Source organism: Nocardia sp. JW2 (assembly GCF_051843015.1).
GTDB classification, from domain to species: Bacteria; Actinomycetota; Actinomycetes; order Mycobacteriales; family Mycobacteriaceae; genus Nocardia; species Nocardia coubleae.
In genome coordinates this window covers 1-23593 of the sequence record NZ_JBPXLK010000043.1, presented here as the reverse complement: position 1 = coordinate 23593, position 23593 = coordinate 1, and the positions used below count along the sequence as shown (strand labels likewise).

25 protein-coding genes are annotated in these 23593 nt (G+C 67.4%); 10 read left to right on the top strand and 15 right to left on the bottom strand.

Annotated elements, in window-relative coordinates; all coding sequences use genetic code 11:
• Positions 1-49: 49 nt before the first annotated feature.
• On the bottom strand, positions 50-1555 hold the full coding sequence (locus tag ACSVDM_RS30190) for an MFS transporter (RefSeq protein WP_439269083.1): 1506 nt from the start codon (positions 1553-1555) through the stop codon (positions 50-52).
• Between the two features lie 160 nt (positions 1556-1715).
• Between ACSVDM_RS30190 and ACSVDM_RS30185 the strand changes: the two genes are divergently transcribed.
• Complete coding sequence (locus tag ACSVDM_RS30185) at positions 1716-2450, top strand: TetR/AcrR family transcriptional regulator C-terminal domain-containing protein (protein WP_067485736.1); 735 nt, start codon at positions 1716-1718, stop codon at positions 2448-2450.
• Here the strand turns inward: ACSVDM_RS30185 and ACSVDM_RS30180 are convergent, their stop codons facing one another.
• The 4 genes from ACSVDM_RS30180 to typA all read right to left on the bottom strand — a co-directional run bounded on the left by ACSVDM_RS30180 (position 2451) and on the right by typA (position 7568).
• Positions 2451-2879, bottom strand: a complete 429-nt coding sequence (locus ACSVDM_RS30180) for a hypothetical protein (RefSeq protein ID WP_439269082.1) — start codon at positions 2877-2879, stop codon at positions 2451-2453.
• A 27-nt stretch (positions 2880-2906) separates the two neighbouring features.
• Positions 2907-3794, bottom strand: coding sequence for an N-acetyl-1-D-myo-inositol-2-amino-2-deoxy-alpha-D-glucopyranoside deacetylase (gene mshB / locus ACSVDM_RS30175; protein WP_439269081.1), 888 nt, complete (start codon positions 3792-3794; stop codon positions 2907-2909).
• A complete protein-coding gene (locus ACSVDM_RS30170; protein ID WP_439269084.1) occupies positions 3791-5536 on the bottom strand; it encodes an ABC transporter family substrate-binding protein in 1746 nt (581 codons plus the stop codon). Before ACSVDM_RS30170 ends, mshB begins: the two co-directional genes overlap by 4 nt.
• A 127-nt stretch (positions 5537-5663) precedes the next feature.
• Entirely contained in the window at positions 5664-7568 is a 1905-nt protein-coding gene (gene typA, locus ACSVDM_RS30165; protein WP_067485732.1) for a translational GTPase TypA, read from the bottom strand.
• A 124-nt stretch (positions 7569-7692) separates the two neighbouring features.
• Here typA and ACSVDM_RS30160 point away from each other — a divergent pair, with 124 nt between their 5' ends.
• Together ACSVDM_RS30160 and ACSVDM_RS30155 are read left to right on the top strand one after the other, a co-directional pair.
• Entirely contained in the window at positions 7693-7869 is a 177-nt protein-coding gene (locus ACSVDM_RS30160) for a hypothetical protein (RefSeq protein ID WP_166655726.1), read from the top strand.
• A 53-nt stretch (positions 7870-7922) separates the two neighbouring features.
• Positions 7923-8213, top strand: coding sequence for a 4a-hydroxytetrahydrobiopterin dehydratase (locus tag ACSVDM_RS30155; RefSeq protein ID WP_439269080.1), 291 nt, complete (start codon positions 7923-7925; stop codon positions 8211-8213).
• Between the two features lies 1 nt (position 8214).
• Here ACSVDM_RS30155 and ACSVDM_RS30150 read toward each other — a convergent pair whose 3' ends face one another.
• Positions 8215-9432, bottom strand: coding sequence for a mannosyltransferase (locus tag ACSVDM_RS30150; protein WP_439269079.1), 1218 nt, complete (start codon positions 9430-9432; stop codon positions 8215-8217).
• A gap of 400 nt (positions 9433-9832) precedes the next feature.
• Between ACSVDM_RS30150 and ACSVDM_RS30145 the strand changes: the two genes are divergently transcribed.
• On the top strand, positions 9833-10606 hold the full coding sequence (locus ACSVDM_RS30145) for an Rv1157c family protein (RefSeq protein WP_067485726.1): 774 nt from the start codon (positions 9833-9835) through the stop codon (positions 10604-10606).
• Between the two features lie 65 nt (positions 10607-10671).
• Here ACSVDM_RS30145 and ACSVDM_RS30140 read toward each other — a convergent pair whose 3' ends face one another.
• The 3 genes from ACSVDM_RS30140 to ACSVDM_RS30130 all read right to left on the bottom strand — a co-directional run bounded on the left by ACSVDM_RS30140 (position 10672) and on the right by ACSVDM_RS30130 (position 13456).
• Entirely contained in the window at positions 10672-11379 is a 708-nt protein-coding gene (locus tag ACSVDM_RS30140) for a DUF1906 domain-containing protein (RefSeq protein WP_439269078.1), read from the bottom strand.
• A gap of 156 nt (positions 11380-11535) precedes the next feature.
• Entirely contained in the window at positions 11536-12684 is a 1149-nt protein-coding gene (locus ACSVDM_RS30135) for a hypothetical protein (RefSeq protein ID WP_245655276.1), read from the bottom strand.
• A 187-nt stretch (positions 12685-12871) separates the two neighbouring features.
• A complete protein-coding gene (locus tag ACSVDM_RS30130; RefSeq protein WP_067485722.1) occupies positions 12872-13456 on the bottom strand; it encodes a CHAP domain-containing protein in 585 nt (194 codons plus the stop codon).
• 345 nt (positions 13457-13801) lie between these two features.
• On the opposite strand from ACSVDM_RS30130, the gene ACSVDM_RS30125 reads away from it, so the two are divergent.
• Together ACSVDM_RS30125 and ACSVDM_RS30120 are read left to right on the top strand one after the other, a co-directional pair.
• A complete protein-coding gene (locus ACSVDM_RS30125; RefSeq protein ID WP_439269077.1) occupies positions 13802-14563 on the top strand; it encodes a helix-turn-helix domain-containing protein in 762 nt (253 codons plus the stop codon).
• Between the two features lie 22 nt (positions 14564-14585).
• Complete coding sequence (locus tag ACSVDM_RS30120; RefSeq protein ID WP_439269076.1) at positions 14586-14909, top strand: hypothetical protein; 324 nt, start codon at positions 14586-14588, stop codon at positions 14907-14909.
• A gap of 5 nt (positions 14910-14914) precedes the next feature.
• Here the strand turns inward: ACSVDM_RS30120 and ACSVDM_RS30115 are convergent, their stop codons facing one another.
• Both ACSVDM_RS30115 and ACSVDM_RS30110 read right to left on the bottom strand, forming a co-directional pair.
• Positions 14915-15220 (bottom strand): hypothetical protein, encoded by a 306-nt coding sequence (locus ACSVDM_RS30115; protein ID WP_439269075.1) that lies wholly within the window; start codon positions 15218-15220, stop codon positions 14915-14917.
• A gap of 278 nt (positions 15221-15498) precedes the next feature.
• Positions 15499-16632 (bottom strand): DoxX family membrane protein, encoded by a 1134-nt coding sequence (locus ACSVDM_RS30110; protein ID WP_439269074.1) that lies wholly within the window; start codon positions 16630-16632, stop codon positions 15499-15501.
• A gap of 114 nt (positions 16633-16746) precedes the next feature.
• Between ACSVDM_RS30110 and ACSVDM_RS30105 the strand changes: the two genes are divergently transcribed.
• Positions 16747-17349 (top strand): class I SAM-dependent methyltransferase, encoded by a 603-nt coding sequence (locus ACSVDM_RS30105; RefSeq protein ID WP_439269073.1) that lies wholly within the window; start codon positions 16747-16749, stop codon positions 17347-17349.
• Positions 17350-17457: 108 nt separating this feature from the next.
• Positions 17458-17916 (top strand): hypothetical protein, encoded by a 459-nt coding sequence (locus tag ACSVDM_RS30100; RefSeq protein ID WP_439269072.1) that lies wholly within the window; start codon positions 17458-17460, stop codon positions 17914-17916.
• Between the two features lie 18 nt (positions 17917-17934).
• Here ACSVDM_RS30100 and ACSVDM_RS30095 read toward each other — a convergent pair whose 3' ends face one another.
• The 4 genes from ACSVDM_RS30095 to ACSVDM_RS30080 all read right to left on the bottom strand — a co-directional run bounded on the left by ACSVDM_RS30095 (position 17935) and on the right by ACSVDM_RS30080 (position 21778).
• A complete protein-coding gene (locus ACSVDM_RS30095; RefSeq protein ID WP_439269071.1) occupies positions 17935-18129 on the bottom strand; it encodes a DUF1737 domain-containing protein in 195 nt (64 codons plus the stop codon).
• A gap of 154 nt (positions 18130-18283) precedes the next feature.
• On the bottom strand, positions 18284-19570 hold the full coding sequence (locus ACSVDM_RS30090; protein ID WP_439269070.1) for a hypothetical protein: 1287 nt from the start codon (positions 19568-19570) through the stop codon (positions 18284-18286).
• A 91-nt stretch (positions 19571-19661) separates the two neighbouring features.
• Entirely contained in the window at positions 19662-20741 is a 1080-nt protein-coding gene (gene ychF / locus ACSVDM_RS30085; RefSeq protein ID WP_439269069.1) for a redox-regulated ATPase YchF, read from the bottom strand.
• A gap of 125 nt (positions 20742-20866) precedes the next feature.
• Entirely contained in the window at positions 20867-21778 is a 912-nt protein-coding gene (locus tag ACSVDM_RS30080; protein WP_439269068.1) for a quinone oxidoreductase family protein, read from the bottom strand.
• A gap of 429 nt (positions 21779-22207) precedes the next feature.
• Between ACSVDM_RS30080 and ACSVDM_RS30075 the strand changes: the two genes are divergently transcribed.
• Both ACSVDM_RS30075 and ACSVDM_RS30070 read left to right on the top strand, forming a co-directional pair.
• The gene (locus ACSVDM_RS30075; RefSeq protein ID WP_439269067.1) at positions 22208-23050 is read left to right on the top strand and encodes a helix-turn-helix domain-containing protein; all 843 of its coding nucleotides are present in this window, start codon (positions 22208-22210) and stop codon (positions 23048-23050) included.
• A 4-nt stretch (positions 23051-23054) separates the two neighbouring features.
• On the top strand, positions 23055-23468 hold the full coding sequence (locus ACSVDM_RS30070; protein ID WP_439269066.1) for a VOC family protein: 414 nt from the start codon (positions 23055-23057) through the stop codon (positions 23466-23468).
• The last annotated feature ends 125 nt before the right edge of the window (positions 23469-23593 follow it).

Genomic DNA, 23593 nt, shown 5'->3' with positions numbered 1-23593 from the left:
CCGCACGGCGGAGCACTGCCGCCCGCTGGACCCTTGGCTCATCAGGGCTTCAGACGCCCACCGCCTCCGATGCCGAATCTGTCTCGGCCACAGGCTTTTTCACGTCCCGCATCAACACCACCGCGAGGGCCGCGGCCGCGACCGATGCGAGCGCACCCACACCGAAGGTGACCTGCATGGCGGTGCAGAAGGCGTCGCGAGCCAGGCCGATCAGCCCGGCGTCACCGGTGCCGAGCGCACCCGCGATGGACTCCCGCGCCGCGTGCGGCGCGGAGTCCGGCATGGCGCCGGCGAAGGTGCCCGCCAGGATGGCGCCGAGCACCGCGACACCGAGCGCGGCGCCCGCCTGCTGGATGGTGTCGTTGAGCGCCGAACCCACCCCCGCGTGGTCCTCGGGAACCGCACTCATCAGCGCGCCGATCGCGGCGGGCATGGCCAGGCCGCCACCGGCACCGAGCAGCGCCATCGCCACGGCGGGCAGGGTGAAGCTCGCGCCCGCGTCGAGGGTGGCGAGGACCGCGAAACCGGCGGCGACCACCACGAGTCCGGCGATGGTGACGATCCGCGCCCCCAGCTTGCCGACCAGCACCGCTCCGATCCCGTTGGCCAGCAGCAGCGTCACCGCCATCGGGGTGAAGGCGAGCGCGGTGCGCATCGGGGTGTAGCCGAGCACGAACTGCAGGTACTGGGTGAGCACGAGCACGAGCCCGCCGTTGGCGAAGGTCACCAGCACCAGCGAGAAGCTCGACCCGGTGAAGGTGCGGTCGCGGAACAAGTGCAGCGGAACCATCGGCGAGTCGGTGCGCAGCTCACGCACGACGAAGGCGGCGAGGGCAACGACCGTCACGGCGAAGCCGGCGAGCACACCGGAATCGGTCCAGCCCGCGTGCGGCACCGAGATGATCGTCCAGACCAGCGCCGTCATGCCGACGATGGAGGTGAGCATGCCGGGGAAGTCGGGGGTGCGCCACGGGCCCTTCGATTCGGGCATGAGCACGAGCGCGGCGACGAGAGCGACCACGACGATCGGCACGTTCATGACGAAAACCGAACCCCACCAGAAGTGTTCGAGCAGCACACCACCCACCACGGGGCCGCCGACCAGGCCAACGGTCGCCACGGCACTCCACGCGCCGATGGCCTTGGGTCGTTCGTCGTCGTCGAAGACGGTGATCAGGATCGACAGTGTGCTCGGCATGATGAGCACCCCGCCGATGCCCATCAGCGCGCGCCCGGCGATCAGCAGTTCCGGACTGCCCGCATAGGCCGCGAGCAGGGAGGCCGCGCCGAATATCACCAGCCCGATGATCATCACCAGCTTGCGGCCGAACCGGTCGGAGAGGCTGCCGGAGGTGAGCAGCAGGCCCGCGAAGACCAGCAGGTAGGCGTCGATGATCCATTGGATCTGCTGGGCGCTCGCGCCGAGGTCGGTGGCGATCTGTGGGATCGCGACCGTGAGCACCATGTTGTCCACGACCAGAACCAGGCTGCTCAGGCACAGCACGATCAGGATCAGCCACCGGCGCGGATCGCGCACCTTCGTGAGCGTTGACATCTCTGCTCCCCTTTCCGAAGCTATCCGCACACTGTGCGGTCAATGCGAACACTGTACGGTCTAGTGAACGATGTGCGCAAGGGGAACGTTGTACGGCAACCGAACACTGTTCATGAACCGGCTATGCTGGACGGAACCCGTCACAGAAGAGGAGGCAGCGATGGCAGCGAGCCCGACCGGGATCCCGTCGGTGTGGACCAGGCCGCCCCGCGAACGCCGCGACCAACCCGCGCTGAGCCGCGACCAGATCGTGGCGGAGGCGATCCGCCTGCTCGACGAGGAGGGTTTCGATGCCCTGAGCATGCGCAAACTCGGCGCCCGGCTCGGCGCGGGCGCCACCTCGCTCTACACCCACGTCGCCAACAAGGACGAGCTGCTGGAACTGGTCGTCGACCAGGTGATCGGCGAGGTTCCGGTTCCAGCCCCCGACGGCGACCGCTGGCGCGAGGTGATGCACGAACAAGCCGCCGGGGTGCGCAAGACCCTGCTCGCGCACCCCTGGATCACCGTCGTACTCAGCACCGCCGCGCTGATGTACCTCGGCCCCAACATGATGCGACTCACCGACTCGATGATCGCGATCCTCGACGCCGCGGGCCTGCCCGACGACGTGGTCGACATCGCTGGCAACGCCGTCTTCCAGTTCGTCGTCGGCTCCTGCGGTGGCGAGGCCGCCATGCTGATGACGATCGCGCAGAGCGGCCTGTCCAGCGAACAGTGGGCCACCCAGGTGCTGGCCGCCAGCGAGGCCGCCGCCCGTCCGTTCCCCCGCCTGCACCAGCGCTACACCGACCAGCTCGCGCGGTTGCGCGACAAGCCCGATCCGGCCGTCTTCGACAAGTTCACCCGCGAACTGGACCTCATCCTCGACGGAATCGAGACCCGTCGAGCGTGATCAGCCCGCTGGGCGGGCGCGGGCCGAATTCGCCCGGGAATACAGGTAACCCATGGGCGCGAGCACCCCGCAGGCCAGCAGCAGCAGGGTGCGACCGTCGTTGCCGAGCATCACGTCACCACCCGGACCGCGCGAAGCGCACAGCAGGAAACCGAAGAGCCACAACACGATCGGCGCGAAGACGAAACCGAGCCGATCGGTGACGCTCGCCATCCCGTACACCAGACCGACATTCACCACTCCGGCCACCAGCGCCGCGATCGGCAGCGGCACCGACCCGATGTACAGCGGCAGGAACAGCACCTCGAGCGCGAGGGTGATGAGCGCGTCGACCATGAGCAACACGACGATGAGCCCGGCGACGAGGGGATCGGGCGGTGCGGGCAGACGCACGCCACGGCGCGCGGTTGACTGGTCGGAGGTCACCATGCGGGCGAGTCTATTCGGCCGGTCGGCTCATTCGAGGCCGGCGAACAGGTCGTGCTCGAACCCGTCGTCGCCGACCGGCCCACGGGTGCCACGCACCAGGGTGAAATGTTCCTCCGGCAGCACCGGCAGGGCGATGTTGTTCGACAGCGCGAACTCCCGGCCGCTCGGTGCGAGGGTCACCTGGGTGGCGTGCGCGCGCATGGCCGCACGCTTGGCGGCGAGCACATCCGACACGTCGACCACGGTGCTCACCCCGGCGGTTGTCGACATCGCCGCCAGCTCCGCCTCCACGGGCAACCGCCACCCTTCCGGCAGGGCGCCGGGCAGCCCGTCGACGGTGCGGCGGGCGAGGGCGGCGGTGTGCTGGCGCAGCAGGTCGGCGTCGGTGACGGTCCAGTAGAACTTGGGCACGTCGTAGCCCTGTTCGGCGGCCGCGGCCACGGCGGCGGTGGTGACGTGGTGTGCCCGGATGTGGTCGGGATGGCCGTAGCCGCCGCGCGGGTCGTAGGTGACGACCACGCGCGGGCGCAGTTCCAGCAGCACCGCGACGAGTTCGTCGACCGCCGCGTCACCGGAGTTCACGAACGCGCGCGGATGCTCGGCCGACGGCGTGCCCGCCATCCCGGAATCACGCCAGCGACCCGGCCCACCGAGGAACAACGGTTCGCCCGCGTCCAGCGCGGCCAGGGCGGCGGTGAGTTCGCTGATGCGGTAGCCGCCGAGCTGGTCGGCCTCGGCGGCGATCAGGCGCGCCCAGCGTTCGCCGATGACCTCACCTTCCTCACCGAGCGTGCAGGTCACCACTGTCACCGGCACACCGCGACGGCGGTAGTGCGCGATGGTGCCACCGGTGGTGAGGGTTTCGTCGTCGGGGTGGGCGTGCACCAGGAGCAGGCCGCCGGTCTCGCGCGTCATGGGATCCTCCGCCACTGTGCCGTATCACCGAAGATGCCGACCTGGATGGCGCCCGACAGGGACGCACCGTCCACGCGCGGGCCCGCCGCCGCGACGACGTTGTCCTGCACGATCGGCAGCACCGTCGACAGTTCCCACAGCTTGGGCTCGGCCTCGGCGACGATCCGGCCCACGTCGATTCCGCGCAGCGCCTCGTCGATCGACGGTTGCAAGCCCGGATCGCAGACGCCGCCGACATTGCTCGGCGCCTGCCGGTAGGCCTCGGCCGCGGCCAGCACCGGGCCGTCGGCACCCGGCGGCTCCACCGGCGGGCATCCATACCGGGAGGCGAGCACCGTCGCCGGATCACCGCCCGCGAGTTCCCACCCGACGATCGCGTCGACCGACGACTCGGTGAGTTCGCGACCGTACAGTTCGTCGGCGGGGATGCCGCGCACGGTGGCATCGATTCCGGCACTGCGCAATTGGTCGGCGGCGGTGTTGGCGACGGCCAGTGCCGCCTCGTCCTCGGCGACCGCGCCGATGCGTACCGACAAGCCCTTGCCGTTGCGCGCCACCGAACGTGGCTGCGGTGCGGGCGAAGTGGGCGAACTCGTCTGCGGCGTCTCCGGTGCCCGCCCGAAACCGGCCTCGGCCAGCAGGGCGAACGCCTCGTCGGCGCTGAGCCGGGGCGGGGCGGTCGGCAGATAGCCGGGGCTCGACGGTGGAAGTACTTGGGCGCGAGCGGGTTCCACCCAGCCACCGCTCTGCGCCCCGACGGTGGCGAGCAGGGCGGGATCGAGCAGAGCGAGCAGCGCTTTGCGCACCCGCACGTCGATCAGGTCGCCGGAGCGGCCGTTGAGGGTGAGTTGCAGTTCCCGCGCCTGCGGCATGATCGTCGTGCGCACCGACGGGATGGCGGCGAGTTGCGCCTGGGTGGCGACCCCGCCGTGCACCAGCGCCATCTGCGCGTCGCCGGTGCGCAGGGACTCGGCGAGCTGGGAGGGAGATCCGCCGCGCCGCAACAGGATCTGATCGGGTGCGGCGGGGGTGCCCCAGAACCGGTCGTTGCGTTCGAGCAGGATCTCGTCGCGCCCGCGATCCACGGACTTGATCGTGAAGTTGCCGCCCGACACCGGAATCCGGTCCACGAGTCCGCTGGTGAATCCGCCCGGGGAGTCCTTCACCAGATGCGAGGGCAGCAGATTCGCGAACAGCTCACGCCATGCCGGATACGGCTGGGTCAGCGTCACAGTGACCGTTTTGCCCCCACCCGAGGACGCCACGTCGGAGATCAGCCGGTAGCCCGCCGGATCGACCACACCGGGCTGGGAGATCATCTGCTGCCACAGGAACCGGAAGTCCTCGGCGGCGATCGGCGCACCATCGGACCAATTCGCCTGATTACGCAGGGTATAGGTGATGGTGAACGGTTCCTGCGAGGTCACATCGGCCGACACGATCAGCGCCGAGTCGGGCACGAAATCCACCACACCGGGATGCGCCGGATTGGGCACCGGCCGGAACGGGCTCGGCAACACCATCGAACTCACCGCGTTGGTCGCGGGCGACTGATCCGAACGCAGATGCGGATTGAATCCGATCCCGATGTCGTCGATGGCGACGACGACGGTGTTCTTGCCCGGCTTGGCCTGGGTGGTCTTGGGCGAATCGGTGCTCTCGATCGGCGGCGGCGGATTCGCGGTGCACCCGGCCACGACCACCGTCGAGGCGATCATCGCCAGCACCATCGCGCGCCACATCGCGCGCCACCCCGAATTCACCCTGCGCACTCTACTTGACCCCTCGATCCGTTGCCGGACTGCACAAAAGGCGTCGGCCGGGCCCGTTTCCGGTACCCGGCCGACGCCGTGAAACACCTACCGACCGCTAGCTCGAGGCGGCGGCCTTGTCTCGGGCCTTGCGACGCGACAGGTCACGCGCCCGCTCGTTGGCACCGAGCACGACCTTGCGCACGCGAACCACCTCGGGGGTGACCTCGACGCACTCGTCGCCGGCACAGAACTCCATCGCCAGCTCGAGATCGAGCTGCAGGGGCTTGGCCATGGTCTCGAAGGTGTCCGCGGTCGCGCTGCGCATGTTGGTCAGCTTCTTCTCGCGGGTCACATTGATGTCGAGATCCTCGGCACGCGGGTTGATGCCGACCACGTGGCCCTCGTAGGTCTCCGCGCCCGGCTCGACGAAGAACTGACCACGGTCGGCCAGCTGGATCATCGCGAACGGGGTGACCGAGCCCGCGCGGTCCGACACCAGCGAACCGGTGTGGCGGGCGCGGATCTCACCGGCCCACGGCGCGTACCCGTGGGACACGGCGTTGGCGATGCCGGTGCCGCGGGTCTCGGTGAGGAACACGGTGCGGAAGCCGATCAGGCCACGCGACGGGACGATGAACTCCATGCGCACCCAACCGGCGGCGTGGTTGCTCATCTGCACCATCTTGCCCTTGCGGGCGGCCAGCAGCTGGGTGATGGCACCCAGGTACTCGTCGGGGCAGTCGATGGTCAGCTCTTCGAACGGCTCGTGCACCTTGCCGTCGACCTGCTTGGTGACCACCTGCGGCTTGCCGACGGTGAGCTCGAAGCCCTCGCGGCGCATCTGCTCGACCAGGATGGCCAGCGCCAGCTCACCACGGCCCTGCACCTCCCAGGCGTCGGGACGGCCGATGTCGAGCACGCGCAGCGACACGTTGCCGATCAGTTCCTGATCCAGACGCGCCTTCACCATGCGGGCGGTGAGCTTGTGGCCCTGCACCCGGCCGACCAGCGGCGAGGTGTTGGTGCCGATGACCACCGAGATGGCGGGCTCGTCGACCGAGATGCGCGGCAGCGCGACCGGGTTCTCCACGTCGGCGAGGGTGTCGCCGATCATGATGTCGGAGATGCCCGCGATGGCGACGATGTCACCGGCCACGGCGACCTCACCGGGCAGACGCTCCACACCGACGGTCTGCAGCAGCTCGGTGATCTTGACGGTCTTCACGCCGTCGGCGTTGATCCAGGCCACGTTCTGGCCCTTGCGCAGCTCACCGCTGAAGATACGAACCAGCGCGAGACGGCCGAGGAAGGCCGAGGCGTCGAGGTTGGTGACGTGGGCCTGCAGCGGGCCTTCCGGGTCGCCCTTGGGCGCCGGGATGTACTCCATGAGCACGTCGAACAGCGCGTCGAGGTTCTCGGCGGCGGGCGCCTGGCCGTTCTCCGGCTGCTCCTTGGACGCCTTGCCCTCACGACCCGAGGCGTAGAGCACCGGCAGGTCGAGCGCGAGCTCGGCGGCTTCGGCGGCCTCGTCGTCGAGATCCGAGGCCAGGTCGAGCAGCAGATCGTGCGACTCCTCGACGACCTCGGCGATGCGGGCGTCGGGGCGGTCGGTCTTGTTGACGACCAGGATCACCGGCAGCTTGGCCGCGAGCGCCTTGCGCAGCACGAAACGGGTCTGCGGGAGCGGCCCCTCGGACGCGTCGACGAGCAGGACGACACCGTCGACCATGGAGAGGCCGCGTTCGACCTCACCACCGAAGTCGGCGTGGCCGGGGGTATCGATGACATTGATGACGGTGACGGAACCGTCGGGATGGTGCCGGTGGACGGCGGTGTTCTTCGCGAGAATGGTGATGCCCTTCTCGCGCTCGAGGTCACCGGAGTCCATGACTCGGTCGACCAGTTCGGCTCGCTCAGCGAACGCGCCCGACTGACGAAGCATGGCGTCGACCAGGGTCGTCTTGCCGTGGTCGACGTGGGCCACGATGGCGACGTTGCGGAAATCGCGTGTAGACGACACGCCTGGATCCTCCTGCTGTTGATGTATTTGGCACGCATGAATCTTGCTCGCGGCCTGTTCCAGACTACCGGTACCGAAGTGGCGGGCACGTGTCAGCCTTTGTACTTAGGGTAAGCTAACCCGCGTGGGCAAGGTAAAGGCGAAGAAGGTTTCCAGCCTCAAGCCGAAGAAAAAGTGCTGTCGGAAGAAGACACGCTGCTTCAAATGCCCCGTCGTCATCATGCGTATGAAGAAGGCCGAAGCCGCCGGTCTGAGCGGTAAAGATCTCAAAAAGGCCCTGAAACAGGCGCGCGCCGCCTGAGCATCCGACGACGGGCGATGCGCCCTGCCCGGATGAGGCGTAGAACTGCAGTTATGGGTAATTCGCTGCTCTCCGACCCCGAGATCACCATCGCCCTGGCCACGCTGCCGGACTGGTCGCGCGAAGGCGACTCCATCACCCGGACGGTGAAAGCCCCGAGTTTCCTCGACGGCATCGAACTCGTCCGCAAGGTCGCCACCGCCGCCGAACAGGCCGATCATCATCCCGACATCGATATCCGTTGGCGCACAATCCGTTTCACGCTCAGCACACATTCGGCGGGCGGGCTCACCGGGCAGGACACGGCGATGGCGCACGTGATCGACGACATCGTCGCGGGCTGAGTCAGCCCGCCGCGACCTCAACCGCGCGACGGCCGCGCACCTGCGCGGCGAGTGTGTCGCGCCCGTGCCATACCAGCCAGCCGAGCAGCACGAACACCCCGATCACATCCACCGCGCCGAGCCAGGCCAGCACCCACGGACGTGGGATCTCCCAGATCGTCGGCTGCGCGAACGACAGCACCCACGGCACGCCGACCAGCATCGTCAGCACCCAGAAGGCGGCGAGCGCGCGCGCCATGCGCTCGGCCTTCAGCGGGCCGTAGAGCAGCCACAACACAGTGGGAATCAGCCACACCCAGTGGTGCGACCAGGAGATCGGCGAGATCATCAGGCCGAACAGCTGCACGAGCACCAGGGTGCCGAGCCGGTCGTCGGGGCCGAGGGTGCGCCAGGCCAGGAACGCCAGCACGGCGGTGACGAGCACGCCCGCGATCCACCACGGACCCGAACCCACGTCGTAGCCGAGGATGCGGCTCAACGCGCCACGCAACGACTGATTCCACACCGAACCCACCGGGCCGATCCGGTCGGCGTCACCGAGGAGCGTGCCGAAATAGCGCTTAGCCTCGTGGGCATTGATGAGAAAACTCACAGCGACCGTCAGGCCGAACGCCGCCGCCGACCACACCACCGTCGCCCACCGACGCCGCGCCACGAAATAGAGGCCGGTGATCGCAGGCGTCAATTTGATCCCCGCGATCACACCGACGAGCCCACCGGAGACCCACCACCGCGAGCTGCGCACCGCGAGCATCGCGCCGAACACCAGGAACACATTCACCTGGCCGTAATCGATCGTCGTGCGCACCGGCTCGAGCCACACACCGAGCGCGGTCCAGCCGACCGCGGCGGTGACCCACTTCGTTTCCCGCGCCGTGTCCTTACCGAGCAGCAGTTCGAAACTGATCGCGATCACGCCGTAGAGCGCGGCGACGGTCGCCAGCATCCAGCCGACCGCGACCACCGGGAACGGCAGGTAGTGCAGGGGGAAGAAGACCAGCGCGGCGAACGGCGGATACGTGAACGGCAGCGGGAAGTCGGGTGTCTTCTCCGCGTAGGTGAAGTCGTAGAGACGATCGGTGAGCAGCGAGGCCGAACCATCGACGTACACGTGCAGGTCGACGACGTTGAGCCCGTTGGGCGCGAACAGCATCCAGGCCAGCCGGGCGAGCACGGACAGTCCGAGCAGCGCGAGAGCCCATCGGAGGTGTCGGTTCAAGGCCGTGCTTTCGGTCGTATGAAATGGCGCGTACGCGGTGCCAGATCACAATAGCTGTGTTTGTTCGGCGGCTGGCGCCGCGGGTTTTCGGCCCTGGCGGGCCTCGATTCTTCACTCCTCCGCTCAGTCGCTTCGCTCCTTCGCTCCGTCGCTCCAGAATCGAGGCGGGCCGAAAACCGGGGTCCAGTAGTCCGCTGCGCGACACTGCTGGTCACAGTTGCATCAACGTCCCCACTGGTAACACGTTCGGGGGCTAGCTTCGATGCAGAGTATTTTCGGCCGGGATGTCTTCACGGGCCCGGCGGCTGTACAACACGGCAGCGTTGTCCTTAGAGTGACCCCGTCATGGGGACCGACAACCCTCGCCCATCGCAACACCGAGGTAAGGACGGCTGGACAAGTGCTTCGTAGCCGAGCATCGCGGATCGCAACGACCGCTCTCGCCCTCGCGGCAGGCGCCATGCTCGCCGTGCCCGCGTCGACAACGGCCGCGCCCGCCGCGCAGGCGGCCCCGGTCAGCGTGCCGATGGTGCCCGAGGGCGTCCCGGTCGACGCGCTCGCCGCTTTCGCGCCCGCTGTGACCGGCCTGATCGCCGGTCCCGCCGATGTCGCGAGCCCGCAGACCGCCCTGCTCGATCAGGCGCGGGTCCTGCTGGCGACCATGAATCTGCCGCCGGCCATCAAGGCGACGCTGGAGCGGATCATCACCTTCCTCGACGGCAGCGGCGGCGGTGGACCCGACATCCCCGAGAACGGCCCGGTCATCGCGCAGTTCCTGTACCCGACCATCGGCAAGGCGTGCATCGGTGACGGCGCCGACTCGGTCGGTACCGCGCTCGCGGTCCCCGGTCCGGCGCAGCTGCCCCCGCCCGGCCCCGCCGCCGGCCAGGCCGGTTTCGTGTTCACCGCGCTCGGCACCAAGGCGCCGACCGCCGAACAGAACCCGCCGATGACGGTGCAGTGGCTCAACCTCGATACCCGTCAGTCGGGCGTGCAGACGCTCACCGACGAGGCGAAGATCAACCCCGGTGGGCCCGCCACGCTGTCGACCATCGCCAACACCGGTCACGGCCGGGTGGTCGCGGTGATCTCCGGCTCGCTGACCACCGCCGCCGAGGGCGCCGCCCCGCGCACCTGCAACTTCATGCCGACCCTCGGTTTCTTCACCGTGTAGGTAGGCAGAGCTCGAGCCCGGTCCCGTTCTCGCGAACGGTGCCGGGCTCGAGTTGTTTCAGGGGGTCACCACTGGCCGTAGTCCGAGGCCAGGACGGTGTTCACGTCGACGCCGACGCCGTCGATGGCGCGCTTGTCGATCTCGAACTGGTGCAGATGGGCGTTGTCGTGCACGAAACCTCTCGGGGTGCCCCAATTGTGTTGCCAGAACCAGGAACCGAGACCCGCGGCGAGGGCGCGGTCGATGGTCGGTGTGTTGGCGTAGATGCCGACGAGGTCGGGGCCGAGCACCGACTGCCAGCCCTCGATGTAGGGCGCGATCATCTCGTCGAACTCCTGCTCAGAGGGGTTGTCGTCGATCGAGGCGTAGATCGGGGCGGTGTCCGGGCCGCCTGCGGCCGTGTGCAGTTCCCAGCCGCGTTCGGCATGTTGCTTGCCCGCTTCGAGGCCACCGCGCCAATCGGCGGTCGGGCCCTTGCCGAACTGGTAGTTCGACACGATCGACAACCCGTGCGCCCACAGGTCTTCCACTTCGCCGGGCAGCAGCGGTTTGCCCTCCATCCACTCCGCACCCGGCCTGCGGTCGGAGACGTAGCGGATCACACCGATGTGGCCCGCGGCCTTGATCGCCTCGGCCGACGGTACGCCTGCGGCATAGTCGACGAGGGTGCCGTAGGACTGGGCCGCGGCAGGCGTGGCAGCCAATCCGAGGCCGAGAGTTGTCGCGGCGGCGAATCCGAAGAACTCACGCCGGGTGACCGGAACAGAACGCATGACAGGACTCCTTCGCGCAACCCGACCACAACCGGCAAGCGAGCCCGGCGCGTCAACCCCGTACGCGCCGGGAGCCTAGAACGTGCGACTCATTTCACCACAGCTCACACCGGCACCGCTAGACCCAGTAATCACAGCAGCACCATCGGTCACAGCTCAGGTCGCGCCGTCGATGGCAGCGCCGACGTCGATGGTCCGGCCCGAAGGGTCGGCGAGCTCGGTACTCACCACGGCGACGACCTGGGCCATCACCTGTTTCTTGATGCCTGCCAGCCGGGCGAGCGTCGCGGCGCGCAAACCCTTGGCGGTGAATTCCATCGAGATGTCCTCGATGGCGGGCGGCGGCACCTCGATCACGATCTGCAGTGGTTCGGCGGCGCGCGCCGTGAGGACGAGGGGGATCTCGAGGTCGGCGCGGTAATGGTTGGCCTTGAGCACGTCGACGGTGATGTCGAGGCCGACCGGCAGGGTCATGTCGAACACCCGCAGCTCACCGGGCACCGCCGCACCGCGCTCGACCACCCGCGGCTGCTCGATCGCGCCACGCACGGTCACCGTCGCCGCGCCGCGCGGGCCCTCCGACAGCGGTCCGATCGCGATCTCCCCGCCGGCCATCTGGGCGACCACGCTGTGCACGCGGTCGCGGGTGACGATCTGGGTGAAGAAGCGCAGACCGAACTCGCGGTGGTCGATCCAGTCGAACACGGTGTCGTTGCGGTGCGGGGAGCGGTAACCGTCGAGGATCGCCTCGATGTCGAACACGCGCTCGGCTCGCGCCTTGGGATCGCTGATGATGGCGTTCACCCGGCCCGCGACCTCGCGCTGCACGAGGCCCGCGATGGGGTCGAGCAGCATTTCCCAGGCGGTGTCGATGGCCTCGGCACGCAGGGTGAAACTCACGTCCTTGGCCGTCACCGTGCCGACGTCCATGACGAGGAGCAGCGGTGCGGCGGTGCGGGCGTGCAGGGTGAGGGCGATCTCGACGAGGGCGGCCACGCCGAGTTTGCGGCCACCGAGAATCAGGTTCACCGCGAGTTTCAGGGGGACCTTCACGCCGAAGGTGAGCGCGTCGCCGGGATTGCGGGTGACCACCGGGGTACCGAGGGTGCCCTCGGCGGCGAAGCCTGCCAATCCCGCCGGGCCGAGGGAGAACGGACCGATCTGCACACCACGCCCGGTCATGCCCGCGACGGCGGCGGCGATCCGGTCCTCGGTCACCGCGTACCTGACGAATCGCTCGCCGAAATCGGCGTACTCGATCCGCTTCGGGTCACGACGTGCTTCTCCGGTCACCTTCACACGCACATCGAACACGGTACGGGATCGGTGTGCGCGGCCAGGTGTCGGCGCAACTCCTCCGTCCTGCCGATGAGGGGGAAGCAGGACGGAGGGGTCGGCTGCGGCGCTGCCGGGCGCCGCGTGAACCATCGTACGTGTACCGGCCCGGTCGTGCCGCGTCGGTGGGGTCGGTTACCTTGCGCGACAGTAACTTTCAGAATCGTCCGTACCCCACGAGGTCGGGCGTTTCGCTCACCTCGATGGTGCGGATCCGGATGGTGCCCATCTCGTTGCCGCCGATGGTGGTGATCGTGTCACCCTCGGCCTTCAACACGATGTTGGTGTGCTGACCGAGCGGGCTGTCGGGACCGTAGAGCACCACGTCGCCGGTGCGCGGCCGGTAACCCACGTCGGGCCGGGTGAAGCGGCCGACGGTCTCGTAGTACTCCTGCAGCGTGTACACCCCGGGGATGCGCCAGGAACCGGAGTTCGGGTTGCTCAGTGGCCTGCCCGCCTCGCGCATGGTCCAGCTGACGAAGTCGGCGCACCACGCCTCCTTCACACCCTCGGCGTACTTGGGTCCGTCACCTGGCTTCTCGTATTCGCGGCGCAACACGTCGACCAGCGCGATCTGCTGTTCGTCGAGGTGTTCGCTGTCGAGGGCCGGGAACGGCTCACCCCAGTCGTGCTGCCACCACACCAGCCCGGCGACCAGCACCGCCGTGGCCGCGAGCACGCCGGAAATACCTAGGATCCATCTGGAACCGCGCCCGGTCCGCCCGGTCTGCAGCTGCGTCATCGCCCCCCGCTTTCATCGGTCTCTGCTTCATTAGACGAATCGCGAGGGCCGGCGGTTCCCTGTATACGGAAGAATCTCGCAGCGTGGTCCCGGAGCGGACGCGGGTCGTGATCACCGGGTGGACCCCTGCGCCACCCGGGTATCGACGCCTCCACAGGCGACGGCGCTCTCGGCGCGCGCGACAACCACGCGTGCCGTCCCCTCCGGCGACCGTTCCGCTCCGGAACTACTGATGGACAGCCCGGCGCTGCCCCGCCCGGCTGTAAGAATTTTCGCGAACGCCGTACGGTCGGTCAAGCTAGACGACTGTCCCAGTTTGTCCCACCGCAGGAAAGAGGACCGGACGTGGAAGACCCGCACCTGGCGATCGCCAGGTACCTGCGCGAACGTCGCGAGGCGGCAGGCCTCACCCGCGTCGCACTCAGCGCGCGGGCGGGCATCTCCCCCGCCCTGATCCAGAAGATCGAACAGGGTTCGCGCACACCGACACTCGAGGCGCTCACCGCGCTGTTCGACGCACTCGACGTGCCGGCCCTTTTCCGCGATCACCTGGTGTCGCTGTCGCTGGCCGACCGCTACGGCAGCCCGGCGGCCGACATCCCGAGCGACATCCCCACCGCCGATCTCGTGCTGCTCAACTCGATCTCGTATCCAGCCAGCCTGCAGATGTACACGACCTACGATGTGGTCGCCACGAATTCGGCCTGGACACGGTACTTTCCCGGCCTCGACACCAGCACCACGCTGCTGGAATGGATGCTGCTCGACCCGCGTTCACGCGAGGTGATGCTCGACTGGGACAAGCAGGTTCACCTGTGCGTCTACGGATTCCGGGTGATGAGTCCCGGCGTTGTGCCCAAGGAGCGGATCGACCGGCTCTTCGCGGCCTGCGCGGTCGCCGAGGAATGGGAACGGTTCTGGACCACCGAGCCCGACGTGCCCTCCCACCTCGACCGGCCCGTGCAGCGGTTCCGGCACCCCGAGACCGGCGCTGCCGTAGCGATGACCATGCAGGTGCACGACTCGATCGTGCCCCGGCGGGAATGGTCGCTCGTCACCTTCTGCCCGCTTCTCGACGGCTCCGTCCGAGACGCCGCAAACCAGTAGCTGCTCGAGTTAAGCTGCGGCCGTGGCCACGCAACGGACAGCACGCCCAGGCTGGTTGGCCTGGGACAACTACTTCGTCGGCGTCGTCGGGCTGGTACTCGGACTGTGCTTCGGTACCTGCGCGGCGTTGATCGCCGGCCCCGGCCGCAACCTCGCCGCGATCATCCTGGTCGTCCTCGCGGCAGTGTGCGTGCTGCCCGCGTTGTTGCGCGCGCTCGCCGAACTCAGCGTGTGGGTGCGGCTCGCGGTGCTCGCGATCGGTTTCGCCCTGCTGCTACCCGCGATCCTGGTGAGCCCCGATGTGCGCGACTGGGCCGCCGAGCGCTGGGAAAAGGCCTGGAAGTAGGTGGCCTACCGGAGGTTTCCCTGCGGCAGCGACAGCAGGAACCGCAGGGTGTTGTTCAGGAACTGCGACGACTGCCAGGCGAAGTAGCCACCCGCGGCACCGGTATCCGAGGAGCCCGCCGCCGAACCCGTCGCCAGGTTCGCCGAACCGGTGGCCGACCCGATCGCCAGATCGGCCGACCCGCTCGCCGAACCCGAGCCCGGTAGCGCGGCGGCCTGGCCCGCCGAGCCGAGCACCCCGATCGTCACCGCGGCCGCGACCAACGCGACTCGAACGGCATACGGCTTGGACGTTTCACGACCGGACAACATCTGATGAATCCCACTCTCCGAAAACAACTGCGAAAGCCCAGTATTCACACCTGAGCGCGGCATCAAACCCGATTCGCCGGGATTACCCGATCTCCCGCGCGAGTTCCCATACTCCGTCATGCGAGGCGGGTCTGACAGACCACGGATATCGGGGCAGATCCTTGTGGAGAGTCCCAAGGGCGGCCCGATACGGCAACCGCCGCACCGGCTGTGGCGGTGCGGCGGTTGGGCCTATTCATGGTCCGGCAGTCGGACCTTCGGGTGCGTCGAGCTCTCGGCTATCGGCGGGCCGAACGCTGACGAACCGCGGATGCCGTTGTGGACGTGGTCTTTTCGACGAGGTCGGCGAGGTCGGCCGCTGCGGCCGGGAGGCGGCGGTGCTTGCCGTTGGTCAGCTCCGAACCGCGTTCGCGGGCCAGCTCGGCGGCGTACTTACCGCGAATCTTGGCTTCCTCACCACGTTCGCGAGCGAGCTCGGCCGCGTACTTACCGCGGACCTTGGCCTCTTCACCGCGTTCGCGCGCGACCTCAGCCGCCCGCGCACCACGTTTCCGCGCGACTTCGGCCGCCTCCGCGCCACGTTCCCGCGCGACCTCGGCCGCCTGCGACCCACGCTCCCTGGCGATCTCCGCCAGCTGCGACCCGCGCTCCTTGGCCACCTCGACCAGGTGCGAGCTGCGACCGCGCGCCTCGTCGGCGACCTCGGGCCCACGGTCGCGCGCCACCTCGGCGATGTGCGCGCCGCGTTCACGGGCGGCTTCGGCGATCTGCGGCCCGCGTTCCCTGGCCAGCTCGGCCAATTGCTCGCTGCGGGCGCGAGCCAGCTCCGCCAGCTGGGGGCCACGTTCCTTGGCGACCTCAGCAAGCTGCGAACCGCGCGTCTTGGCGGCGTCGAGGACAACCACTCCTTCGTCGCGCACCTGCTCGGCCAGGCTCGGGCTGCGATCCATCAGCTTGTGGGCGGCACGGCGACCCCGCCAGCCCAGCGACGGCTTGCCCTCGGTGTCGGCCGCCGCGATCATCAGGCCGCCGAGCAGGCCGAGATCCTTCAGGAATCCCGCCCGCTTCACCGCCTTGCGATCGGGGTCGGATTCGGACCAGAAGTCCTGTTCGGTGACGGTGCCCGGGACGACGGTCGCGGCGAGCAGGAAGGCGGCGGGGCGGGGTGCGCGACCGCTCGCCAGCAGCAGACCACCGGCCACCTGCACCATCGCGTTGATCTGCACCATCTTGCCGGGGTCGTCGGGGACCTTGGCGGCCAGCGCGTCGGGCAGGCTGTCGCGCCCCTTGTCGGCAAGGGCGGCGGCCGCCTCGGCACGCGGCTTCGGATTCATCAAACCGTTCACTCCGGTGGCGATGAACGTCGTCCCCAGCAGTGTGCGGGCAATGCGGCGGACAGGCCTGATCGGCATGGTCGGGTCCCTTCGTCTGGCTTGTCGGTTCCTCGCTTCCCGCCTTACCCTGTCCCCCTCCGCACAAACGAACAACAGACCGACCGCCCTGTTTCGCGTTGGTACGGTCGCATCGTGGTTGATGACACCGTCCGCGCGGCCTACAGCGACTTGCACGAGCTCTACATCGAGGTCTGCGGCTCTCCCGCCGCCGTCGATCCCGAGGACTCCGCTTTCGTCCTACGCCACCTCACCGAGGGTCCCGTCCTCGACCTCGGCTGCGGGCCGGGGCATTTCACACACATCCTCACCGAAGCCGGTATCACGGCCGAGGGCCTCGACATGGTCCCCGAATTCATCGAGCACGCCCGCGCGACCTACCCCGGGATTCCGTTCGAGGTCGGCTCGATCCGCGCCATGGACGCGCCGGACGAATCCCTCGCGGGCCTGCTCTCCTGGTTCTCCCTCATCCACCTGCCGCCGGACGAGATCCCTGCCGTGCTGGCCGAATTCCGCCGAATTCTTCGCCCCGGGGGCCGGCTCGTCCTCGGCTTCTTCACCGACAAAACCGCTGTCGAACCGTTTCCACACAAGGTGACAACCGCCTACCGCTGGCCCGTCGACACCTTCGCCGAAGTCCTCACCTCCGCAGGCTTCACCGAACTCGACCGCCTCACCCCACCTGTTTTCGACGCGTCTCGGCCGTATGGAGCTTTGGCTGTCACACCTAGGTGGTGAACGCGAACCCCCGAGTACAGCGCGCACCACCCTCGGGTCCGTATCTCCGATCGCTCCCACGTCGTTGGATTGACCTACGCCCCGATCCCACCCCGTAGGAGCCCCCGGATGCCGATCAAGAAGCTCGCGACGACAACCCTGCTCATCACCGGCTTGGCCGCCCTCACCGCCCTCGCCCCCACCGCGCACGCCACCAACGGCGTCGACGGAGGTATCACCAGCCCCGCCCCGGGCACCGTCACTCTCAGTTGGCAGGTCTACATCCCCTCCGGCAGAACCGCCGCCTGCGACATGTCCGTCGAGAACAGCGCGAATACCACCGGCACCTACCGCGAGTTCGACTACACCGCCATCGGCGGCTCCGCCAATCACCAGGGCCGCTGGGTCAGCAGTTCCTTCCAGACCTCAGCCCCCGCGGGCAGCACCGCCTACGGCAACGTCAACTGCACCTTCCTCGACCCGACCACCGGCCATGCGACCGTCGGCTACTGGCAGGGCTCTGCCCGGGTCAAACTCCCGGTGAAGACGATCGTCCCGGCGATCCCGCCCGGCGGCGCAGTCGGGTGATCCATCCCTACGCCACGACTACGCTGTCGGCGTCGGCTCGTCCCGGGTCCAGAGAATCGCCTGAGCCACGATCACCTGCTCACCGTTGAAGGTCGCAGCCGGCCCACCATACAACTCGTATCCCATATCCAGCGCTTCACTGACCCGCCAACAGAAACTCGAGTCGTCCGGGCCGGTCAGCAAGCGGTAGCGAGGCAAACGTTCGGAATCCACGCGCCTGTTAACGCTGTAGGTAGAAAAAGAATTCCACAGCCGTCGGTGCCTCGTCCACCGCCAGTGACAGCTGATCAGCGGAGCCCTCCCAGACCAAGGTCGGAGCAAAAATATGCACCCTACGGTGACGTAGCTTTGGTGGAGGAATGAATCCCTACCATTTCGAAATCATGGTGAGCAGGACATCAAATATTGGGTTCGTATGATCGGGATCCGATTTTGCATACTCAAGCGCCTCACTAAGCCCTTCGCCTAGGGATTTCAAGAATACCTTCACATCCGAGTTGCATCTCGACTGCACGCCCGCAGATCGAACTAGCGCGCGAACAAGATCTCCAATTAGCGCCGTTGCGATCAAACTGGCAATCAACTCCGGATTGAGTTCATCGAACGGATCAGCGTCGTGAAAATATGCGCGCGCACTGAGAATATCTACATGCACGAACTGACATGCAGTAACGTAGAAGAGCGAGTACAGCTCACGGCCATGCGTAGATCGCGAGGGGTGCTGCGCAAGCTCGCTGAACCGCAGGTTGGTCGGCGCACGTTTGCCGGTAACTCGGTGAATTACATGATTGTAATTTATTCGCCCATCGTCGTACAAACCAAACGAGTAGTTTACTTGATCAGCTTTGGGTGAGATACTTTGCCAGAATATCGACTCATCGTCCGCGATCGCATCAAGGAAGACGGTGTTTTCGTACACGCTCCTCGCCAGTGCATACACGCTTTCCTGAGCCTGCGAATTCGAGATCCTCTCGAGAGTTTGGAGGGTCCGTTTGGTCTTGAGCGCTGAGAACATGGCGTAGTCGAGCGGCGTCTGCACACTGAAGTCGCCCACGCGCCCACGACTGGGCTGCATACGATCGAGCCGGTGCTCGTCCGACAGGTGACGTGACAGAAAGTCGGTGAGAACCATTCGAAGTTGCTCGCATGCGACTTGTACCCGCGACTCGATGATCTCATTGCCGATAGAGACGAACGCCAAGGAACTTACGTGGCCAGAACTCTGCTCTACAGGTGCATGATACTCGGCCACATACTCCTCGAACATCGCTAAGTCTACATCGGGGATTTTTCCCTCGTTATCCGCAGTCGGAAAGAGGCCATCTGTTCGGACATATGCATAAACAAACGCGGGATCAACCCCACAATCCAGAAAATGGCGGGCCGATGAAAACACTGAATCCGTCGGATCGGAAACGTGTCCGAAAACCAGATCATCCCCAACTGGCTCACGTCCGTACAGGGCGCTAAATGAGCGAAGAGCCGCCTTCAACGCTGATTGCACTTCTTCTGTTAATGGCACGCGGCGCACCACGTCACCAACTTCATCGAGGCCGACCTCGAATACCTTCGAATGGCAACATTCGACATACACCGCACCTGAGCCACAAGGACACGGAGCCTCAGGAGGGTAAGGGTTGAATCCCGTGCTCATGTCAGTATCCCCCGCTTTATGCCAGACCGATTGGAGGCCGCGTTCGATGCAACCAACGCAGACATCCGTCACCGAAACCGATGCAAAAGCCTTACACGTTGAAGCGGAATTCCACGACGTCGCCGTCGGCCATGATGTAGTCCTTGCCTTCCATGCGAACCTTGCCCGCGGCTTTGGCGGCGGCCATGGAGCCTGCTTCGACCAGGTCGTCGAAGGCGACGATTTCGGCTTTGATGAAGCCGCGTTCGAAGTCGGTGTGGATGACGCCTGCGGCCTTGGGGGCCGTGTCGCCCTGGTGGATGGTCCAGGCTCGGGCTTCCTTGGGGCCTGCGGTGAGGTAGGTCTGCAGGCCGAGGGTGTGGAAGCCGGCGCGGGCGAGGGCGTGCAGGCCGGGTTCGGTCTGGCCGATGGATTCGAGGAGCTCGAGGGCGGATTCGTCGTCGAGTTCGAGGAGTTCGGCTTCGACCTTGGCGTCGAGGAAGACGGCGTCGGCGGGGGCGACGGCGGCCTTCAGCTCGGCGACCTTGGCCTCGTCGGTGAGGACGGATTCGTCGGCGTTGAAGACGTAGAGGAAGGGCTTGATGGTGAGCAGCGACAGCTCACGCAGCAGCTCGGCGTCGATCTTCTTGCCCGCCGCGAACAGGGTGGTGCCCTCGTTGAGGAATCCCTCGGCCACCTTGGCGGCGTCGAGCAGGGGCTTGCGGTCCTTCTTGACGCGGGCTTCCTTCTCGAGGCGTGGGATGGCCTTCTCGAGGGTCTGCAGGTCGGCGAGGATGAGCTCGGTCTCGATGACCTCGATGTCGGCGGCGGCGTCGACCCGGCCGTCGACGTGGATCACGTCGTCGTCGGCGAATACGCGGACCACCTGGCAGATGGCGTCGGCCTCACGGATGTTGGCGAGGAACTTGTTGCCCAGGCCCGCGCCTTCGGAGGCGCCCTTCACGATGCCCGCGATGTCGACGAACGACACGACGGCGGGCACGATCCGCTCGGAGCCGAAGATGTCGGCAAGCTTGTCGAGCCGCTTGTCCGGCAACGGGACCACGCCGACGTTGGGTTCGATGGTCGCGAACGGGTAGTTCGCGGCCAGCACGTCGTTCTTGGTCAGCGCGTTGAACAGGGTCGACTTTCCGACATTGGGCAGGCCGACGATTCCGAGGGTGAGGCTCACAAGGATCAGAGTCTACGGGTCTGCCCCTACGCCGCGACCCCGCCCCGGCAGACCTTGTCTCGCCCGGACAATCTCCACGCACCTGAATCAGGCCGGAGTCGCGGGGAGGCGGAACAGCGACCAGCTCAGGGAACGAGGACAACCTTGCCCAGGTTGGTGCGCTGCTCGATGACGGCGTGGGCGGCGGCCGCGTCGTCGAGGGCGAACTCGGCGTGCACGACGGGGTGCAGCAGACCGGACGCGTAGTGCTGCCAGACCTCCTGGCGCAGGTCTTCGTAGCGGGCGGGGTCGCGCTGGGCGAGGCGGCCGATGCGGAAACCGGTGAGGGTCTTGCCGCCCCCGAGCAGGTCCTCGGTGTCGATCGCGCCGCTGCTGCCGTAGGTGACGGCGCGGCCGCCCTCGGCGAGGCCGATAAGGGTGTTGCCGAGGTCGCTGCCGCCGACACCGTCGAGGGCGTAGTCGGCCTGCTTGCCGCAGTGCAGCTGGTCGTAGGTGTACACCTCGTCGGCGCCGAGTTCGCGGACGAAGCCGGCTTTGCTCTCGTCGGAGACCGCGGCCACCACCCAGCTCGCGCCGCGCACGCGGGCCAGCTGCACCGCGAGGTGGCCGACTCCGCCCGCGGCGGCGGTGACCAGTGCGGTCTCGCCTTCACGCGGGGCGACGGTGTCGAGTGCGCCGAGGGCGACGAGCCCGCTGCGCATCAGGGCGACGGCGTCGACGGCGGAGGCGCCGTCGGGAATCGCGGAGGCCTGGTCGACCGAGAGCAGCACGTATTCGGCGTAGGCGTCGGCGTCACAGACACCGACCACGCGGTAGCCGGCGCTGTACCCGTCGACCCCGTCACCGACGGCGACGACCTCACCGGCCACTTCGGCCCGCAACGGCTGCGCCACGCTGATGCGCCGGATCGCCGACAAGGTGACCCCGATCGCCTCCACCCGGACCAGCAGCTCACCGGCACCGGGCACCGGCACCTCGGCCGCGACGACCTCGAGCACCTCCGGACCACTGCTGCGCTCGTACTGAACCCGCCGCATGACACCTCCTACAGAATTGGACGAAGGCGCAAGATTAACCGGCTGACCTCGTGTTTCCACACGCCCGGAATCACCGAGTGCGATATCTCACCGCACACGCCGAGATACGGAGAGCACCTTCTCGATTCGGTTACCCCACCCAGAGCACTCAGACGCGTGCTCAACAACACACTCCGCGAGGCGACGCGCAGGCCTCGCATCCCACCTTTGCCGCCGCTGATTCGAGTGCACCATCTGTCGACCGACCCCGCGGTCACCGTCCGACATTCTGCTTCGCCGCCTGTGGACGCACGGCCCGAGCAGGTCCTCGTCCGTTGACGGCGGCGGATGCGGCTCGCCGAGGTGAACTCGAGACCGCGGGCGCCATCGGTGCGATGCCGACATCGATCGTTCTGGCCGCCACTTCGGCCTCGGCGTAGCGTGACGACTATGGAGGCGACCACGGAGGTGGTGACGGCAGCCCCCGCGCCGGTTCTGGCCGCGTTCATCGACCGGTACGTGGGTTATCGCATGACGGGCTACGAACCGGGGCTGCACCGTGGTCTGCCCTCGCGGCACATGACGTTCATCGTGGCCGCAGGCCCACCGATCGAAGTCGTCGAGCAGACCGATCGGCGTCAACCACCGGGCAGCTACCGCTGTGTCCTGAGCGGACTACAAGCCGCCCCGGCGATGATCGCGCACACCGGTTTCCAGGAAGGTGTCGCCATCGAGCTCACCCCGCTCGGCAGTCGTGTGCTGTTCGGGATGCCCGCGAGCGAGATGTGGGATGTGACGATCGAATGCTCGCAAGCGCGAAGGTCTTTGGGTGATCAGCTCGCCGATGCTGTGCACGCGCACGAGGATTGGCCGAGCAGGTTCGCCGCCTGCGACCGGGCGCTCACAGCGGCGGCCCGCACCGAATCGGTCCCCGGCGCCGAATTGACCTGGGCATGGCGCACTCTCGTCGGTACGGGCGGCACCTGCCCGATCAACCCCCTCGCCGAACGCATCGGCTGGAGCAGACAACACCTCACCCGCAAGTTCACCGCCGAATTCGGTGCGAGCCCCAAACTGGCCGCCCGGATCATCCGATTCGAACGCGCCCGCCGCATGCTCGCCAACACGCCGTCGTATGTCTCGATCGCCCAGATCGCGGCCACCTGCGGCTACTACGACCAGGCGCACCTGAATCGCGACTTCGCCGAACTGGCGGGTGTGGCGCCGACAGCGTGGCTGGCCGAGGAGATTCCATCCGTCCAAGACCCGGGGGCGGTCGAAGCGCGAGGCTGAGGACATGACTACTTCCACCGACACCCGCGGCGCGGTCTGGCCGTGCCTGGCCTTCACCGACGCCCGCGCCATGATCGAGTTTCTCACCACCGCCTTCGGTTTCGAGGCGACCGCCGTCTACGCCCGCGACGACGACCCGTCGATCGTCGAACACGGCGAACTGCGCTGGCCCGAAGGCGGCGGCATCATGTTCGGCTCCACCGGCCGCGACGACGACTCCCCCTTCTGCACCCGACCACCCGGCGTCGCCAACATCTACCTCGTCACCGACAACCCCGACGCCCTCCACACCCGCGCCACCGCCGCGGGAGCAACCATCATCCGCGGACTCCGCGACGAGGACTACGGCTCCCGCGGCTTCAGCGCCCAAGACCCCGAAGGCAACCTCTGGAGCTTCGGCACCTACAGCGGTGAGTAGATCCGCTCCCCTACCCCGCACGACCCGACCTCGAGGAGGGTCCGCCGCGCAGCGGCGGTCGGCGGCCGTCCCGACGATCAGGTGCCGTTGCGTACGCGACGAAGGAGCAAGCAACGGCGCCTGAT

Coding starts and splice junctions, on each gene's coding strand:
- ACSVDM_RS30190 (WP_439269083.1), bottom strand. CDS start 1,555: ATGTCAACGCTCACGAAGGTGCGCGATCCGCGCCGGTGGCTGATCCTG.
- ACSVDM_RS30185 (WP_067485736.1), top strand. CDS start 1,716: ATGGCAGCGAGCCCGACCGGGATCCCGTCGGTGTGGACCAGGCCGCCC.
- ACSVDM_RS30180 (WP_439269082.1), bottom strand. CDS start 2,879: ATGGTGACCTCCGACCAGTCAACCGCGCGCCGTGGCGTGCGTCTGCCC.
- mshB (WP_439269081.1), bottom strand. CDS start 3,794: ATGACGCGCGAGACCGGCGGCCTGCTCCTGGTGCACGCCCACCCCGAC.
- ACSVDM_RS30170 (WP_439269084.1), bottom strand. CDS start 5,536: ATGTGGCGCGCGATGGTGCTGGCGATGATCGCCTCGACGGTGGTCGTG.
- ACSVDM_RS30155 (WP_439269080.1), top strand. CDS start 7,923: ATGGGTAATTCGCTGCTCTCCGACCCCGAGATCACCATCGCCCTGGCC.
- ACSVDM_RS30140 (WP_439269078.1), bottom strand. CDS start 11,379: ATGCGTTCTGTTCCGGTCACCCGGCGTGAGTTCTTCGGATTCGCCGCC.
- ACSVDM_RS30130 (WP_067485722.1), bottom strand. CDS start 13,456: ATGACGCAGCTGCAGACCGGGCGGACCGGGCGCGGTTCCAGATGGATC.
- ACSVDM_RS30115 (WP_439269075.1), bottom strand. CDS start 15,220: ATGTTGTCCGGTCGTGAAACGTCCAAGCCGTATGCCGTTCGAGTCGCG.
- ACSVDM_RS30110 (WP_439269074.1), bottom strand. CDS start 16,632: ATGCCGATCAGGCCTGTCCGCCGCATTGCCCGCACACTGCTGGGGACG.
- ACSVDM_RS30100 (WP_439269072.1), top strand. CDS start 17,458: ATGCCGATCAAGAAGCTCGCGACGACAACCCTGCTCATCACCGGCTTG.
- ACSVDM_RS30090 (WP_439269070.1), bottom strand. CDS start 19,570: ATGAGCACGGGATTCAACCCTTACCCTCCTGAGGCTCCGTGTCCTTGT.
- ACSVDM_RS30080 (WP_439269068.1), bottom strand. CDS start 21,778: ATGCGGCGGGTTCAGTACGAGCGCAGCAGTGGTCCGGAGGTGCTCGAG.
- ACSVDM_RS30075 (WP_439269067.1), top strand. CDS start 22,208: ATGGAGGCGACCACGGAGGTGGTGACGGCAGCCCCCGCGCCGGTTCTG.
- ACSVDM_RS30070 (WP_439269066.1), top strand. CDS start 23,055: ATGACTACTTCCACCGACACCCGCGGCGCGGTCTGGCCGTGCCTGGCC.